Consider the following 15,058-nt stretch of genomic DNA (forward strand, 5'->3'; position numbering starts at 1 on the left):
AACAGTCATCAATCTGTCGTGCAATGAAGGACTGGGAGCAACTCTGCACAAGAGCGCTCCCAGTCCTTTTTTTATCGCCCGAGATTGCCATGACCACGACTGAACAACTGAGTGCCTTGAGCTCGATCCTGACTCAAAGCGGCTTGCACAGTCTGTTTCAGCCGATCATCTGCCTCTCCGAGCGACGCATTCTTGGTTACGAAGCGCTGACTCGCGGCCCTTCCAACAGTCCTTTGCACTCGCCGATCGCGTTGTTCGCCGTGGCGCGACAGGCCGGGCGGCTCAGTGAACTGGAAATTGCCTGCCGCCAGAGCGCTTGCCGACGCTTCAACGAACAGCAACTGCCGGGCAAGCTGTTTCTCAACGTCTCCCCCGAATCCTTGCTCGAAGCCGCGCATCAGCCAGGGCGCACGCTGCAACTGCTGCAGGACTTTGGCATTCCGCCGAGTCAGGTGGTAATCGAGTTGACCGAGCAAACGCCAACCGACGATTTCCAGTTGCTGCAAACTGCGCTGCATCACTATCGGGCTATGGGTTTCTCCATCGCGCTGGATGATCTCGGCGCCGGATATTCCAGCCTGCGCCTATGGTCGGAACTGCGCCCGGATTACGTGAAGATCGACCGGCACTTCATCGACGGCATCCATCAGGATGCGCTCAAACGCGAATTCGTCGGCTCGATCCTGCAGATCGCCAAAGCCTCACGGGCGCAAGTCATCGCGGAAGGCATCGAGCTGCCAGAAGAACTCGCCGTGCTGACCGAAATGGGTGTCGACCTGGTGCAAGGCTACCTGCTCGGCCGCCCTCAGGAACACCCACCGCGCGATGCCCGTGCCCTGATGCCCAAACATGAAAGCACTAGCGTTGCTCTCACCGACGAAGGCAGCGACCTCAGCGCCCTGCTCAACGAACAACCCGCCGTTGGCCGCGACACCCCGACCGCCACCGTCCTCGAAGCCTTCCGCCGCCAGGCCAACCTCAACTCGCTGGCAGTGCTCGACGAACAAGGCCAACCGTGCGGCATCGTCCATCGCCATTCACTTTCGGATGTACTGCTCAAGCCGTTCGCCACCGACCTGTTCGCGCGCAAACCGATCAGCCGCCTGATGAACGACGACTTCCTCGCCGTGGAAATGAGCCAGTCGTTGCAACAAGTCAGTCGCTTGATCACCAGCCGCGCCCGGCAACGCATCGAAGAAGACTTCATCATCACCCTCAACGGCGGCTACCTCGGACTGGGCCGCGTGATCGACGTGCTAAAACTGATTACCGAACTGAAAATCCAACAGGCGCGGTATGCCAATCCACTGACGCTGCTGCCGGGTAACGTGCCAATTCAGCAATGCCTGACGCGGTTACTGCAACAGGGTCGCGAGTCGATCATCTGTTACGTGGATATTGATAGTTTCAAACCCTTTAACGATATTTATGGATATGGGCGTGGGGATGAAGTTTTGTTGTGCTTGGCGCAATGTTTGAATGAACGCGTCGACCCTTCCCGCGATTTTGTCGGCCACATCGGCGGCGATGACTTCCTGCTTGTCCTCGGGCCCGAAGACTGGCGTAAACGTCTCAACCAACTGCTCGACGACTTTCAAAGTCAATGCCGACGGTTTTACCGGCCCGAACACCTTGAAGCTGGGTGCTTTGTTGCGCCGAACCGCCAGGGGGTGCGGCAGGAATTTCCGTTGCTTTCACTGTCGATTGGGGTGGTGCATTTGCATCCCGAGGCTTGCGCGGAACTGGATGCGAGTTTGTTGGCGGAAATGGCTTCGCAGGCGAAGCATCATGCGAAGAATATTCCGGGGTATAGCGTGCATGTGATTGATAGCCTTACCGCGTCCCGCCTTCTTTCTCCACAACTAATCGGCCAGCGCTGATGCCCAAACGACATAAATCCCTGTGGGAACGGCCTTGATTGCGAAGGGATCAGTAAAGTCGCTCTAGGTTCTGATTCTAATACCGCTACCACGTAGTTTGGTGTTCCAAACTACCCTGCTTAAGATCCGCCGCCCACTCAATCGTAGCTAGTCGATATATATCTTCAAAAAAAGCTCTTGAATCGACCATTACATCCCAACCATCCGGGAATGAGGAATAAGCCTCAGGATCATATTGGAAAAGTTTTTCAAAATTGTAACCCTCGTCTTGCAACGCAAATTTCAAACACTCTATAAGTAAGAATTTTTGCCGACAAGAGCGCTTCATAGGCATGCAGTACTTTAAAATAAGCGCCTCTCTATCTGCCGCATTATTTGGATTATATTTTTCAAGCTCCTCCCCTAGGGTTTCCTCACGATCATAAACATCAAAACAACACAAAAAATATGCGGGACTCGGTAGGTATGGCTTACACGTTTCAGGATCAATGAACATAAAAATCACTCAGTCGGATAAAGAGTAAATGGCACGTCTGTAACAGGATCGAACTTCATTTCGAACCCTCCCATATTGGAAACTAATCTAGGATTTTCTTTGTCCCTTCTATTGGGCTTGTAACCTTCCCCAGATTCAGGAAGCCTCATCTTTACGACCTTGGCGCCCTGACTGTCTTGTCCGGTATAGCGAGGAAGCCCGCGCTCAACCCTGGTTGTTGCGAGAACATAGGCTTCAAGCATTATTTCCCAACTGTAAAATCTTGAGCTCGGATTACCTACACCAGCATTTCGACCTCTTCTTTGTTGACCCGTAATCGGATCCGTTCCATCAATGGACCTTTGTTTAAATTTTTCATCTGGCAGCTCAGGGCCATGCTTACCAACCATATGCATTTTCTGACTATCGTTCAATCTGTTCAGCTCAGCCTTTGCAATCTCCTTTGCACTAAGCTCAGGTGCCGGAAGTTCCGGCTCACCTTCCTCCACTTTGGTGCCACTTACATCCCCCGGCACCGTACAACCCGGCTTATTCGGCGGCGGGCAGTTGGAACTCAGCCCCAACGGATCCACCCACCCCGTCGGATTCGGCACGTACTGGTACTGGTTCAGCCCACCCGCCAGTTTCACCGGATCCGGCGTCAGATAGCGTCCAACGTCCGGATCGTAATACCGATGGCGGTTGTAGTGCAGGCCGCTTTCTTCATCGAAATACTGTCCCTGAAACCGTAGCGGCTGGTCGAGGTAGTCTTCTCCCGCCAGTTCCACCGAGGTGGTTTTGCCGTACGCGGCGTACTGCGCCGACCAGGCGATCTCGCCGCTGTAGTCGGTGAGTTCCTGCGGCGTGCCCAGGTGGTCGAGTTGGTAGTAGAACGGGCAGGCGCGTTTTGGGCCTTTGCCGTCGAGCATCGCGAGCGGGCGGAAGGTGCCGGGTTCGTAGATGAAGCTGCGATGCTGGGTTTTGCTGCTTTCGGCGACGAGGTGGTCGCCTTGCCAGAAAAATTCGGTGGTCTGGCCGTCGACGGTTTTGCTGATGCGCCGGCCGAAGGCGTCGTAGCGATAACTGGCGGTTGTTCCGTCGGGGCGGGTCAGGCCGATCAGGCGGTGCTGGCTGTCGTAGCGGTATTCGGTGATCAGTTGTTGCGCGAGGCCGCGGCGTTCGCGGATCAGGTTGCCGAAGGCGTCGTAGTCGTAGTGGCGGTCGCCCTGGGCCAGCAGGCGGTTGCCCTTGACGCTGCTCGGTCCCGGACGATCCTGCATCAGCAGGTTGCCGGCCGGGTCGTGAGCGTAGCTTTCCGGCAGATGGTCGCGGGTGTGGCACACCCGGATCAGGCGATCGAGGTTGTCGTACTGGTAGTTGCGCTGGCCGTGGCGGGTGTCGGCGATCTGCTCCAGATTGCCGTTGGCGCTGTAGGCATAATCGCGGCGATACACTGAACTGCGCTGATGACCTACGGCGTGCGCCTGCAAGCGGCCCTGTTCGTCGTAGGTATATTCGCTGAGCAGCAGACCTTGCTGGCGTTGTTGTTCGCGACCGGACTGATAGACGTGGCGAGTCAGCTGCGCGCCGTTGAGGTTGATCGCGGTGAGTGCGCCACCCTTGGCATACAGGTAATCGAGCTTGCTGTTGTCCGGCAGGCGCAGGCGTTTGAGCTGGCCGCAACTGTCGTAGGCGTAACGCAGGGTGCCCCAGCCCTGGTGCTCGGTGATCAGCCGGTCCTGAGCGTCGTAGGCAAATTCCAGCGGATGCTTTTGACCGTCGTCGACGCCGGTCAGGCGACCGAGGCGGTCGTAGCGGTATTCAACCTTGGCCCCGTCGGGCAGGGTCTTGACCAGCAGGCGCCCCGCAGCATCGCGCTCGTAAGCGGTGACCAGCGTCGAACCGTCATCGCCAAACTCGGTTTTCTCCAGCAGGTGCCCGTTGCGGTCGTAGACGTAAGCCGTGCGCCTGCCGTCGAAACCGGTTTCCTGTCGGATCAATCCGGTCGGCGTGTAGTCCAGAAGATACTTTTCACCGGACTCGTTCTCGATCTGTGTGAGCAGCAGCTGCGCATGATCGTAGCGATACTGCACCTGCGTGCCGTCCGGATTGATCCGGCGGCTGACCAGGTGCAGATCGTCGTCGTACTCGTAGCGGGTGATGCGACCCAGTTCATCGCGTTCAGCGGTGATCTGGTTGTAGGCGCTGTAGCTGTAGGCGCGGCTGGCACCGGTCGGAGCGATCGTCTGCAGCAGTCGGCCGACGGCGTCCCAAGTCTGCCGAGTAAGCGCGCCGTGTTCGTCGCGGGTGGTAATCCGCCGCCCCAAAGCGTCGTAGGAAAACTGGCGTACGCCGCCGTCCGGCAACGTCTCCTGAAGCAACTGTCCAAGCTCGTTCCACACCAGCACATGGCGGCTGGTGTCCGGATAACGGATCGACAGCAACCGACCTTGCGGGTCGTAGTGGTAATGCGTGACATGCCCGTCAGGATCGACCAACTCGGTCACATCGCCCTGAGCATTGCGCCGGTAAGTCCAGACCGCCTCACCCCGCGAACGGGTGTGCAGGAAACCGTGGCGATACTCGTAGGACGTGGGCGCATCTTCCGGTGGAATCAGCGCAATCAGGCGTCCGGCATCGTCATAGCGGTACTCGGTGACCGCGCCCAACGCATCCTGCTCGGCAATCAACCGACCCTGAAAATCGTAAGCCTTGAGCTGCTCACCACCATCCGCCGCGACCTTGCACACCAGCCGCGCACGGTCGTCATGGACGTAGGTTTCCTCGGTGCCATCGACGTAGTGCACCGTGACACTGCCGGCATCGTCCCAGACATACCGCGTGTCCATCTGCGAAAACGACGCCCAATGCCTGACGCAACGTGCCGCTTTGCCGGATCGTTCCCACGCCCAGAAGAAACTCGCCCCACCGCTGAGTTGCCGCTGGAGGATGACGTGCTGATCGTCGTAGTCGTAACGCTCGCTGTCGCCGACCGCGTTGGTCGCTTCGATCAGCCGCTGGCGGGCGTCGTAGCGGTAGCTGACGAGGGTCTGCTGACTGCGCCAGACCGCCTCGCGCAATACCTGATAATCCACCGCCACCAGATGCGTGCGGTCATAGCGCAGAAACAGAGAACGCCCCGCACCGTTATCCAGCCGCTGAATACGATCCTGACGATCACGCGACACCAGCAAGCGGTTGTCGTAGGCATCACTGACCGCCGTCAGCCGCCCATTGCGAAAGTGATAAAACCGCGCCGTTTCCCCGGCCGGCGCAACAATCAGCTCCTCCGGTTCATCCCCGAGAAAAATCGCTGCCCGCGACAGACTGTTGTGAATCGCCGGCCGCGCGACACTCGGCAACGGAAAGCGCGTGCGCCGGTTCTCGTGATCGACCCAGACAACCCCGTCGCCCTCGATCTCCAGCCGATGCGCCAGCGAATGGCTCCAGCCAAAGCCCAGGCCGACGTCGATTTCGGCAGCGCTGTTGCGATACAAGCGGGTGAACTCGAACGGCAGCAATCCATCGAGCGAACCATCGGTCAGCGTCAGCAATTCCTCGCCAGTGACCATCGACACCGGACAACCGTTGGTGCAGGTCGACGCCGCGCAATCAGCGCTATCACCGTTAGGATTTTTCGCCTGATCAGGACTGTCGTCGTGATGCTCGTCTTTCTTTAGAGCCGCGTTACGCTTGGCATCCCAGCGCAATTGCATTCGGCCCTTCCTCACCCCGGCTGCAATGCCTCGGGCAGCCACTGACTTGTACTGGTCTACATAGCCGATGAAGGTATTGACGATGCCAAACATCGCCTTGACCAGACGCGTCACCGCCGCCAGCAATTGCGCGCCGCGATCCACCAGGCGCAACGCCAGATAGGCGACCCCCGCGCCAACAAAGGTCAGCACCACGCCAATCAGCACGTCGATCAGCAGTTGCACCACCACCATCGACACCGCTTCAGCGGTTTTCCCCGCGACTTCACTGGGTGGCAGCATCTCCAGCCAAAGGCTGGCGGTGCGCAACAACAGGCACAACGCGGCTTCATCGCTGACCAGCAACTGGAGTTTTTCCATCACGTCAGGCGCGGTTTTTGCCAGATCGGCCAACTGTGCAGCACCGCTACCCAACCGCTGAGCAAACTTGCCAGGATCCTGAAGAATCTCCGACAACAATCCGATGCTGTCCCACACCCCCTCGATCGCCGCCCAACTCCCGGCCAGCATGCCGTTACCTGCTGCCGTCGCTACTTGCTTCGACCACTGCGGCTTGTAGCCCTGCCACTCACTGCGCAGCCAGCTATCGAGCTGCAGCGTCAGGCCATCGTAGGATTTGAAGAGTTGATCAACTTGATCGGGGCTGACATCGCTGTGCACCAACACCCGATAGAACTTGCCCGCCACACCGCGAAATGAACCCTTACCCTCGACATCGAGCGTGACTGAAGCAAGTTCCCCACCCTCCACCGCCACCACATCAACCACGATGCCGCCCAGCGGGATGTCGTAGACCGATTCGAACTTGCTCTCGATCTCCATCACCCCGGCCTCGGGGCACTGGATGACGCTGGAGGAAAACTGGTTATCGCCAATAGCAACGGCAGTGCTGCGATCACCAAAGCGAATGATCCGCTCCATGCCCATCAGCGAGGGCATGTCGGTCGCGTGGCTAAGCTTGTCCGCCGAGCGACTGAACCAGTGCTTGAGCTGTTCGCGGTACAGACCGAGGGTGTCGGGAAAGCTGTCGAGTTCCTGCTCGATGCGGATGACGGCGTCCATCAGCGCGCACGATGTTGCGCAGTGGAAAACAAAACCGGGTCAAACATGAGCGTTCCCTCGCACAGAAAATTAGGCGAGGGGACTTTGCGCGGGATCAGTCAGAAAATAAGTCAGGCAAGTAGGTGAAGGTTGTAGGAGAAGTCTTCAAATGGCATGCAGCGCAAAATGCGGGCACAAAAAAGGGGCGAAAGGTTTCCCTCTCGCCCCGCTCCTTGATTGAACCGGAATCGCCGACTACGGAAGATCCCGCCCAGCCAATTCCTTCAATTTAAGCTCGGCCAGCGGATGCCCGGCCTTGGCCGCCATCCCCCACCAACGCTGCGCTTCGGCAGGATCGGGTGCCTTGCTCGGCGTACCGGCGAGGCTGATCACACCCACCTGATAAGCTGCTTTGCCATCGCCAGCCAGCGCGGCCAGGCGCAGCAGTCGCACGCCCTCTTCGCGTGCGCCCAGACCGACACCGCGAAAAGTCAGGATGTGCCCATAGAAGCTCTGCGCACCGACATCACCGAGATTGGCCATCCGCGCGAACTGGCCCTCAAGCCAGCGCCAGCCACGCGGCTGACGGACGAACCACGACCAGTGAAACAGCCTGCGCGCCAGCCAGTAACTGGCCTGCGCCTTGAGTCGTAAGAACACTCAGGCCTCCGCCGATTCCGGGTACTCGTATTCGAACACCCGCACCACTTCCGAAGCGTGCCACGAAGCAGCGGCGACGCCGTCAGACGGCCCGGAGAAACGTCCCAGGCGTTCGACACATTCGAAGAAACCGGTGCGCGGCAGGCGGCTCGCGCCCTGGCTGATCACCAGCGAACTGCGCAATGGCTGTTCGGCTTTGGCATCCAGCGCGGCCAGGTGCTCAAGTGCAGCGGTCAGGGTCTGCATGGCCGGCGTCGGCAGTTGCAGCCGTTCGAGCAGCGCCCGGTAAGTCAAGAGATGGCGCTGCCGGCGCGCCTGGTCCAGCTCTCCGAGTAATCCGTCCCAATGTTGACGGCTGATGCGTACGCTCACGATTCATCCCTCCAGCCTGGCACCGTCAATTCCCAGGCCAGGCTGCGGCGAATCGCGGCGTCGGGCAGACGCTCACCACTTTCGATCATGGCCAGATAAGACGGGCTGATGCCTACCGTGCGGGCGAGCGCCTCGATGGCGATGCCCTTCCCTTCGCGCAAATTGCGGAGTTGATCGATACCCGGAAGAACCGGGTCCGAGGTGGCCGCGACGGGCGTGGGAGCCGGACGCGACGGTGCTTCGTTAATGCCTGCAGCTTTGAGTAGAGCCTGATACTGAGCCCAAGGCAGAACCGCGTATTCGGGCTCGCCATCGCGTGCAATTATCTGAATATCCATGACTACCCCGTAGGACAACAACACTTAGCGAGTCGGCACTTTTCCCTAGAAGTGTAATCCTAACAGCGGCCAAGGTCGTGGGGGCAATCTATATGGAGATGAGGCTGTCGCTATTCAGGATTTTTTCGGCCCCTGAAGCTGAAGTTGCTCGGGCGTATCGGGCAGGCGCTCGACGATTCTGAGCTTCTCGGGCTTCTGCCGATTGCGCCACAAGCGGAACGCATTGAGTTCGTCGTCGAGGGTTTTCATCAGCCAGGCGAGCACGGCGATGTCATCGAGCATGCCGAACACCGGAATGAAATCCGGGATCGCATCCACCGGACTGAGGAAGTACATCAGGCCGGCGACCACCGAGACAATCGCTTTGCCGCTGATCGCGCGGTACTCGCCGCGCCAGTACGCCAGACACAGCGCCTGAAGCAGACGCAGATCGTCTTTCAACTTTCCGAGGCGGTTGCCTTGCGCGGCACCTTTGCTGGCGACGGCGAACAATAGCGTCGGCAAACGTCCACGGGCCAGCAGTCGACCCGCCAGCGGCAAGAATCGGGCGAAATTCCACGGAGTCTTCATTTATTCCTCCCGTTGAAATGTTATCCACACAAATTGTGGATAACCTTGTGAACAGAGCTGCATTTCAACGCTACAAGCCCCGTTTTATAAGGGCTGCGCTCAGATCGGGCGTTTTTTACTCACATAAAAAAGCCCAATATTTCATTGACTTGGCGGCTCAGGACGACTAGCGCGGGCAGCCATACAGTCTAGGACTGCCATGACCGGCATCGGTTCGGTCTGTTTACCTTCACCGAAGCGCAGATGCAACAACGCCCCGCATGTGCGAGGCGTTGTTTTCAAATCCGACGCTACTTACTTGGCAGCGGCGTCTTCTTTGGCTGGATCCTTGATGGCCAGCAGTTCCAGGTCGAAAACCAGAACCGAATTGGCCGGGATTGCCGGGCTTGGCGATTGTGCGCCGTAAGCCAGATCGCTCGGGATGTACAGCTTGTACTTCTCGCCAACGTGCATCAATTGCAGGCCTTCGACCCAACCCGGAATCACGCCGCTAACTGGCAGATCGATCGGGCTGCCGCGCTCGACAGAGCTGTCGAATACGGTGCCGTTGGTCAGCTTGCCGGTGTAGTGAACAGTCACTACGTCGGTCGGCTTAGGCTGAGCGCCATCGGCTTTTTTGACCACTTCGTACTGCAGACCGGAAGCGGTGGTGGTCACGCCGGCTTTCTTGCCGTTTTCTTCGAGGAATTTCTTGCCAGCCGAGGCCGACTCTTCGCTCATTTTGGCCATACGCTCTTCAGCACGCTTTTGCAGCGCGGCGAAAGCTTCAACCAGTTCTTCGTCTTTCAGCTTCTGTTCTTTCTTGCCGACGGCATCTTCGATGCCCTGGGCTACTGCTTTGGAGTCCAGGTCATCCATGCCTTCCTGAGCCAGGCTTTTGCCCATGTTCAGGCCGATACCGTAGGAAGCTTTCTGCGCCGGGGTTTTCAGCTCTGCGCTAGTCTGCGAATCACAACCCGCGAGGACCAGGCTAACCAGGGCTACCGCCGCCGCCAACCGATGCTGTTTCATGCTATTTCCTTGTTCATGCGCCGAAAGGGCAATCGAGTAAAGCCGCGAGCTTATCAGGCCGCCACGACCAATGGCTACCGGCATGAGAGCAGGAAACTCACGATTAGTTCAGGGATTAAAACGCATTGGGCGCGAGCCTCGATGAAGCTTCTGTCATCTCGCCCCGACAACGGTTGAGGCCAGTTCATCCCACAGTTGTCGTAATGGCCACTTGCCTCACCTCACATCGCTCAGGCATAACAGCGCAACAAATCGACAAGGATGTTTAACTTGCGCCTCTTATTCCGCGTGCTGATGCTGATCATTGTGCTGCTGGGACTGGTCCTGGCGGTGGTGCTGTATTACGTCGCCAACCCGAAACTGCCCTTGTATACGCCCGCGCAACAGGTGCATTACCTCAAGCAATGGACTGACGAGGAGCGTCAGACCTACTACTTCACGCCGCAAGGCACGCAGGTCAAAGGCCTGCGCTACGAATGGTTCCAGGCGCTTGAATTGCCGTTCTCACAACAGCGCTTTGCCGCCCCCGAGTACCTGGCGCGCTTCGGATTTCTGCTTGATCCACAACAGAAAGCCACACGCGACAACCCCGCAAATCTGCCCGTGGGATTCGCCCGCCATCAGAATCCCGGCAGCCCGGAGCAATATCTCGACATAACTTGTGCCGCTTGCCACACCGGAGAATTGCGTTTCAACGGGCAAGCGCTGCGCATCGACGGCGGCTCGGCTCAGCACGTGCTGCCCTCCAGCGTTCCTACATTGCGCGGTGGCAGTTTCGGACAGGCACTGGTCGCCAGTCTTGCCTCGACTTACTACAACCCATGGAAATTCGAACGCTTCGCCCGCAACGTTCTCGGCGAAAATTACGATGATCGCCACGAACAACTGCGCCAAGACTTCAAAGATTCGCTGAGCACCTTCCTCAAAGTCGCGTGGAACGACACCCATCGCGGCCTCTACCCGACAGAGGAAGGCCCGGGCCGCGCCGATGCGTTCGGGCGCATTGCCAATGCGACTTTCGGCGACGCGATCTCTCCCGCCAACTACCGCGTGGCCAATGCGCCGGTGGATTATCCGCAACTGTGGGACATGTGGACATTCGACTGGGTGCAATGGAACGGTTCGGCGCAGCAACCGATGGCGCGCAACATCGGCGAGGCGCTCGGCGTGGGCGCCACGCTTAATTTCTTCGACACCAATGGCCAGCCGCTGCAAGGCGAGCAGCGCTACCCGTCCAGCGTGCGTGTGCGCGATCTGCACAAGATCGAAGAGACCCTGCAAAAACTGCAAGCGCCCGCCTGGCCTGAAGAACTTCTGGGCGCGGTCGACAAGCCGTTGGCGACCAAGGGCCGCACGTTATTTGCGGAAAATTGCGCCGGCTGCCACGTCCCGCGCAAAACGCTGGAAGGCCAGCGCTGGGTGCAGCATCTGCACATGTTGCCCGTCGACGTCATCGGCACCGACCCGGGCGCGGCCAACAATATCGCCAATCACCGCTTCGACCTGACGGCATTGCAATGGGATCTGCAAGAACTGGAACAGATGGATGTGAAACTGCATCCCGAACCGACAGAGCCGCTGGATCTGAGCCAATTGTCGGTGGCCAAAGGCTTGGCCTACGTCACCGCATTCGTCGAACAACGCGCCTATCGCGAGGCAGGCATCACAGCCGCCGAGAAACCCCGACTCGATGGTTTCGGCCTGCCCATCGGCGTGCGCGAAAAAGTCGCTTACAAGGCGCGTCCGCTGGCCGGAGTCTGGGCCACCCCACCTTTTCTGCACAACGGTTCGGTGCCGAGCCTCTATCAGTTGCTGTCGCCGCAGGATGAGCGCGCCACCACATTCTATAAAGGCACGTTCGAATACGACCCGCGGCATCTGGGCTATCGCACCGAAGCCTTCACCAACGGTTTTCTGTTCGACACGCGCGTTACCGGCAACCGCAACAGTGGCCACGAATTCCGCGCCGGCCAACGTGGCAACGGCGTCATCGGCCGCCTGTTGCAACCTGAAGAGCGCTGGGCGCTGCTCGAATACCTGAAAGTACTGGGCGGCCCGCTGGAGGCGCAATTGCCATGATCATGAATACATCACCTGACAGACCTTCGATGCTGGCGCGCTTGTGGTTGTGGTTAGGGCGCTTGCTGGGCAAAACCCTGCTCACTTTGCTCAGCGTCGGGGTGCTCGGCTGGGCAGTGGGGGCAGCCTGGTTCGCCTGGCAACAACGTGGCCCGGTTTCCGCGGTGGAGCAGATCCCTGATGGCGAAGCGGCCATGACTCAGGACGTGATCCAGACCGCCGTGCGCATCGTCGATCAACACCGCGAAAGCACGCGTTACTTGCGCGATGCGCATGCCAAGGCCCACGGCTGCGTCAAAGCCGAGGTACGCGTTCTGCCGCAACTGAGTGAAGGACTGCGCCAAGGCGTGTTCAGTGAGCCGGGGAAAATCTGGCAAGCGACTCTGCGCCTGTCCAATGGCAACGCTTATCCGCAATTCGACAGCATGCGCGACGCGCGGGGCATGGCGATCAAACTGCTCGATGTGCCGGGCAAACAACTGCTCGGTAATCGTCAGGACAGGCAGGAGCAGGATTTCGTGATGTTCAGCCACCCGAACTTCTTTGTCAGCGATGTCGCCGAATATCGTCAGAATGTGGCGGCGCAGGCTGACGGAAAAAAGGTGATGGCGTTTTTTCCGGGGTGGGATCCGCGTAGCTGGCAGGTCAGACATCTACTCATCGCACTACAGACTTTGTCCGCACCACCGGACAGTCCGACGCAGACCACGTATTTTTCGGTTTCGCCCTACAAATTCGGTGAGGCCAATGCCAAGTTTCGGGTGATGCCGGATCCAGACAACTGCCCTGCCTACGCCTTGCCCAAGCAGAATCAGGATCTGCCGAATTTCCTGCGCAGCGCGTTGAATCAGCAGTTGTCTACCGACCGCGTGCCGGCCTGCTTTGTGTTGCAGATCCAGCGTCAGGATGCGCACAAGTTCATGCCGATCGAAGACACCAGCATCGAATGGCGCGAGCAGGATTCACCGTTCGAGACCGTGGCAAGGATCACCCTGCCCGCGCAGGATTTCGATACCCCGGCACTGAATCTGCAATGCGACAACCTCTCCTTCAATCCATGGTTCGGGATTGACGCGCATCGGCCGATTGGCGGGATCAACCGTCTGCGCAAGGCTGTGTACGAAGCAGTGAGCGATTACCGCCACAGTCGCAACGCGGAGCAATAAACGCGGGACAAGAGCCAAACCCCAGACAGCAGAAAGCCCGCACTAGGCGGGCTTTCTGTGGTGATCTGGCGTTCAGTGGGTCCAGATAACCGAATATGGCGCAGCGGACGGGACTCGAACCCGCGACCCCCGGCGTGACAGGCCGGTATTCTAACCGACTGAACTACCGCTGCGCAAAACGCTTGAAACGAATGGTGGGTGATGACGGGATCGAACCGCCGACATTCTGCTTGTAAGGCAGACGCTCTCCCAGCTGAGCTAATCACCCTTCGCTTCGTTACGGGGCGCATTATGCCACAAGTTTTCGTAATGTGTTGATTTAATTGAATATTTTTTCAAATAAATCCGAAAACCGGTGAAACCACACGTCCCGCTGGAACAAGGTACAAACTTGAGGCAGAAAAAAGCCCGCCTAAGCGGGCTTTTCCGTGGTGACCTGGCGTTCAGCGATCCAGGTTACCGAATATGGCGCAGCGGACGGGACTCGAACCCGCGACCCCCGGCGTGACAGGCCGGTATTCTAACCGACTGAACTACCGCTGCGCTAAACACTTGAACGAATGGTGGGTGATGACGGGATCGAACCGCCGACATTCTGCTTGTAAGGCAGACGCTCTCCCAGCTGAGCTAATCACCCTTCGCTTCGGTGTGGCGCGCATTCTACGGAGCGACCCCACCTCTGGCAAGCACTTTTTTAAATAATTTTCTCAGGCCTTCCAAAGGCTTAGAGAAGGGTTGGCCTATGCCACGGCGAAGACAATAATGCCCCCCTTTGTATAAAGGAGAGACTCACCCCATGTGGTTCAAAAACCTGCTTATCTATCGCCTGACCCAAGACCTGCCTGTCGATGCCGAGGCGCTGGAAACTGCACTGGCCACCAAACTGGCGCGTCCATGTGCAAGCCAGGAGTTGACCACCTACGGTTTCGTCGCGCCATTCGGCAAGGGCGAAGATGCTCCACTGGTGCACGTCAGCGGTGACTTCCTGCTGATCTCTGCGCGTAAGGAAGAACGCATTCTGCCGGGCAGCGTTGTACGCGATGCGGTCAAGGAAAAGGTCGAAGAGATCGAAGCCGAGCAAATGCGCAAGGTCTATAAAAAGGAACGCGATCAGATCAAGGATGAAATCATCCAGGCGTTCCTGCCGCGCGCGTTTATCCGTCGCTCGTCGTCCTTCGCCGCCATCGCACCGAAACAGGGTCTGATCCTGGTCAACTCGGCCAGCCCGAAACGCGCCGAAGACCTGCTCTCGACCCTGCGCGAAGTGATTGGCACCCTGCCCGTGCGCCCGCTGACGGTGAAAATGTCGCCTACCGCGACCATGACCGAATGGGTCACCACTCAAAAAGCCGCCGACGATTTCTTTGTGCTGGACGAGTGCGAACTGCGCGACACCCACGAAGACGGCGGGATCGTGCGCTGCAAGCGTCAGGACCTGACCAGCGAAGAAATCCAGCTGCACTTGAGCACCGGTAAAGTGGTGACGCAGTTGTCGCTGGCGTGGCAAGACAAGCTGTCGTTCATGCTCGACGACAAGATGACCGTGAAGCGCTTGAAGTTTGAAGACCTGTTGCAGGATCAGGCGGAACAGGACGGCGGCGAAGAAGCCCTCGGCCAGCTCGACGCCAGTTTCACCCTGATGATGCTGACCTTCGGCGATTTCCTGCCGGCGCTGGTTGAAGCGTTGGGTGGGGAAGAGACTCCGCAAGGGATCTAACGTTTACCGGCTCCCAATGAAGGAACCGGATCT

At 58.6% G+C, this 15,058-nt stretch carries 11 protein-coding genes and 4 tRNA genes; 4 read left to right on the forward strand and 11 right to left on the reverse strand.

Translation table 11 applies throughout. The annotated features are described in order from the left end of the window. Window positions 1-89 precede the first annotated feature (89 nt). Entirely contained in the window at window positions 90-1,880 is a 1,791-nt protein-coding gene (locus ACP7EE_RS13555) for a bifunctional diguanylate cyclase/phosphodiesterase (protein ID WP_426234889.1), read from the forward strand. 85 nt (window positions 1,881-1,965) lie between these two features. Here ACP7EE_RS13555 and ACP7EE_RS13560 read toward each other — a convergent pair whose 3' ends face one another. The 7 genes from ACP7EE_RS13560 to ACP7EE_RS13590 form a co-directional block, all read right to left on the reverse strand. Beyond that, window positions 1,966-2,376: a hypothetical protein gene (locus ACP7EE_RS13560; RefSeq protein WP_426234890.1), complete on the reverse strand. Its 411-nt coding sequence runs from the start codon at window positions 2,374-2,376 to the stop codon at window positions 1,966-1,968. 5 nt (window positions 2,377-2,381) lie between these two features. Next, entirely contained in the window at window positions 2,382-7,133 is a 4,752-nt protein-coding gene (locus ACP7EE_RS13565) for an RHS repeat-associated core domain-containing protein (protein ID WP_426234891.1), read from the reverse strand. A 234-nt stretch (window positions 7,134-7,367) separates the two neighbouring features. Continuing rightward, complete coding sequence (locus ACP7EE_RS13570; protein WP_426206404.1) at window positions 7,368-7,772, reverse strand: sel1 repeat family protein; 405 nt, start codon at window positions 7,770-7,772, stop codon at window positions 7,368-7,370. Beyond that, window positions 7,773-8,144, reverse strand: coding sequence for a hypothetical protein (locus tag ACP7EE_RS13575; RefSeq protein WP_003223109.1), 372 nt, complete (start codon window positions 8,142-8,144; stop codon window positions 7,773-7,775). Then, window positions 8,141-8,482, reverse strand: a complete 342-nt coding sequence (locus tag ACP7EE_RS13580) for a helix-turn-helix domain-containing protein (RefSeq protein WP_420648091.1) — start codon at window positions 8,480-8,482, stop codon at window positions 8,141-8,143. Before ACP7EE_RS13580 ends, ACP7EE_RS13575 begins: the two co-directional genes overlap by 4 nt. Window positions 8,483-8,596: 114 nt before the next feature. After that, window positions 8,597-9,052, reverse strand: a complete 456-nt coding sequence (locus ACP7EE_RS13585; RefSeq protein ID WP_420648090.1) for a YkvA family protein — start codon at window positions 9,050-9,052, stop codon at window positions 8,597-8,599. 294 nt (window positions 9,053-9,346) lie between these two features. Then, window positions 9,347-10,063 (reverse strand): FKBP-type peptidyl-prolyl cis-trans isomerase, encoded by a 717-nt coding sequence (locus tag ACP7EE_RS13590; RefSeq protein ID WP_420648089.1) that lies wholly within the window; start codon window positions 10,061-10,063, stop codon window positions 9,347-9,349. 270 nt (window positions 10,064-10,333) lie between these two features. Here ACP7EE_RS13590 and ACP7EE_RS13595 point away from each other — a divergent pair, with 270 nt between their 5' ends. Next, window positions 10,334-12,142 carry a di-heme-cytochrome C peroxidase gene (locus ACP7EE_RS13595; RefSeq protein WP_426234892.1) on the forward strand — a complete coding sequence of 603 codons (1,809 nt, stop codon included), beginning with the start codon at window positions 10,334-10,336 and terminating at the stop codon, window positions 12,140-12,142. Window positions 12,143-12,171: 29 nt separating this feature from the next. Beyond that, on the forward strand, window positions 12,172-13,308 hold the full coding sequence (locus ACP7EE_RS13600; protein WP_426234910.1) for a catalase family protein: 1,137 nt from the start codon (window positions 12,172-12,174) through the stop codon (window positions 13,306-13,308). Window positions 13,309-13,404: 96 nt separating this feature from the next. Here ACP7EE_RS13600 and ACP7EE_RS13605 read toward each other — a convergent pair. The 4 genes from ACP7EE_RS13605 to ACP7EE_RS13620 form a co-directional block, all read right to left on the reverse strand. Next, window positions 13,405-13,481: transfer RNA gene (locus tag ACP7EE_RS13605), tRNA-Asp, on the reverse strand. A gap of 19 nt (window positions 13,482-13,500) precedes the next feature. After that, window positions 13,501-13,576: transfer RNA gene (locus tag ACP7EE_RS13610), tRNA-Val, on the reverse strand. Between the two features lie 198 nt (window positions 13,577-13,774). Next, a tRNA-Asp gene (locus ACP7EE_RS13615) sits at window positions 13,775-13,851 on the reverse strand. Window positions 13,852-13,869: 18 nt separating this feature from the next. Continuing rightward, a tRNA-Val gene (locus ACP7EE_RS13620) sits at window positions 13,870-13,945 on the reverse strand. Window positions 13,946-14,104: 159 nt separating this feature from the next. Between ACP7EE_RS13620 and rdgC the strand changes: the two genes are divergently transcribed. Further along, window positions 14,105-15,025 (forward strand): recombination-associated protein RdgC, encoded by a 921-nt coding sequence (gene rdgC, locus ACP7EE_RS13625; RefSeq protein WP_426234893.1) that lies wholly within the window; start codon window positions 14,105-14,107, stop codon window positions 15,023-15,025. Window positions 15,026-15,058: the final 33 nt, after the last annotated feature.

Origin of the sequence: Pseudomonas sp. TWP3-2 (assembly GCF_049897765.1) — a bacterium.
In the GTDB taxonomy this organism is placed as follows: Bacteria; Pseudomonadota; Gammaproteobacteria; order Pseudomonadales; family Pseudomonadaceae; genus Aquipseudomonas.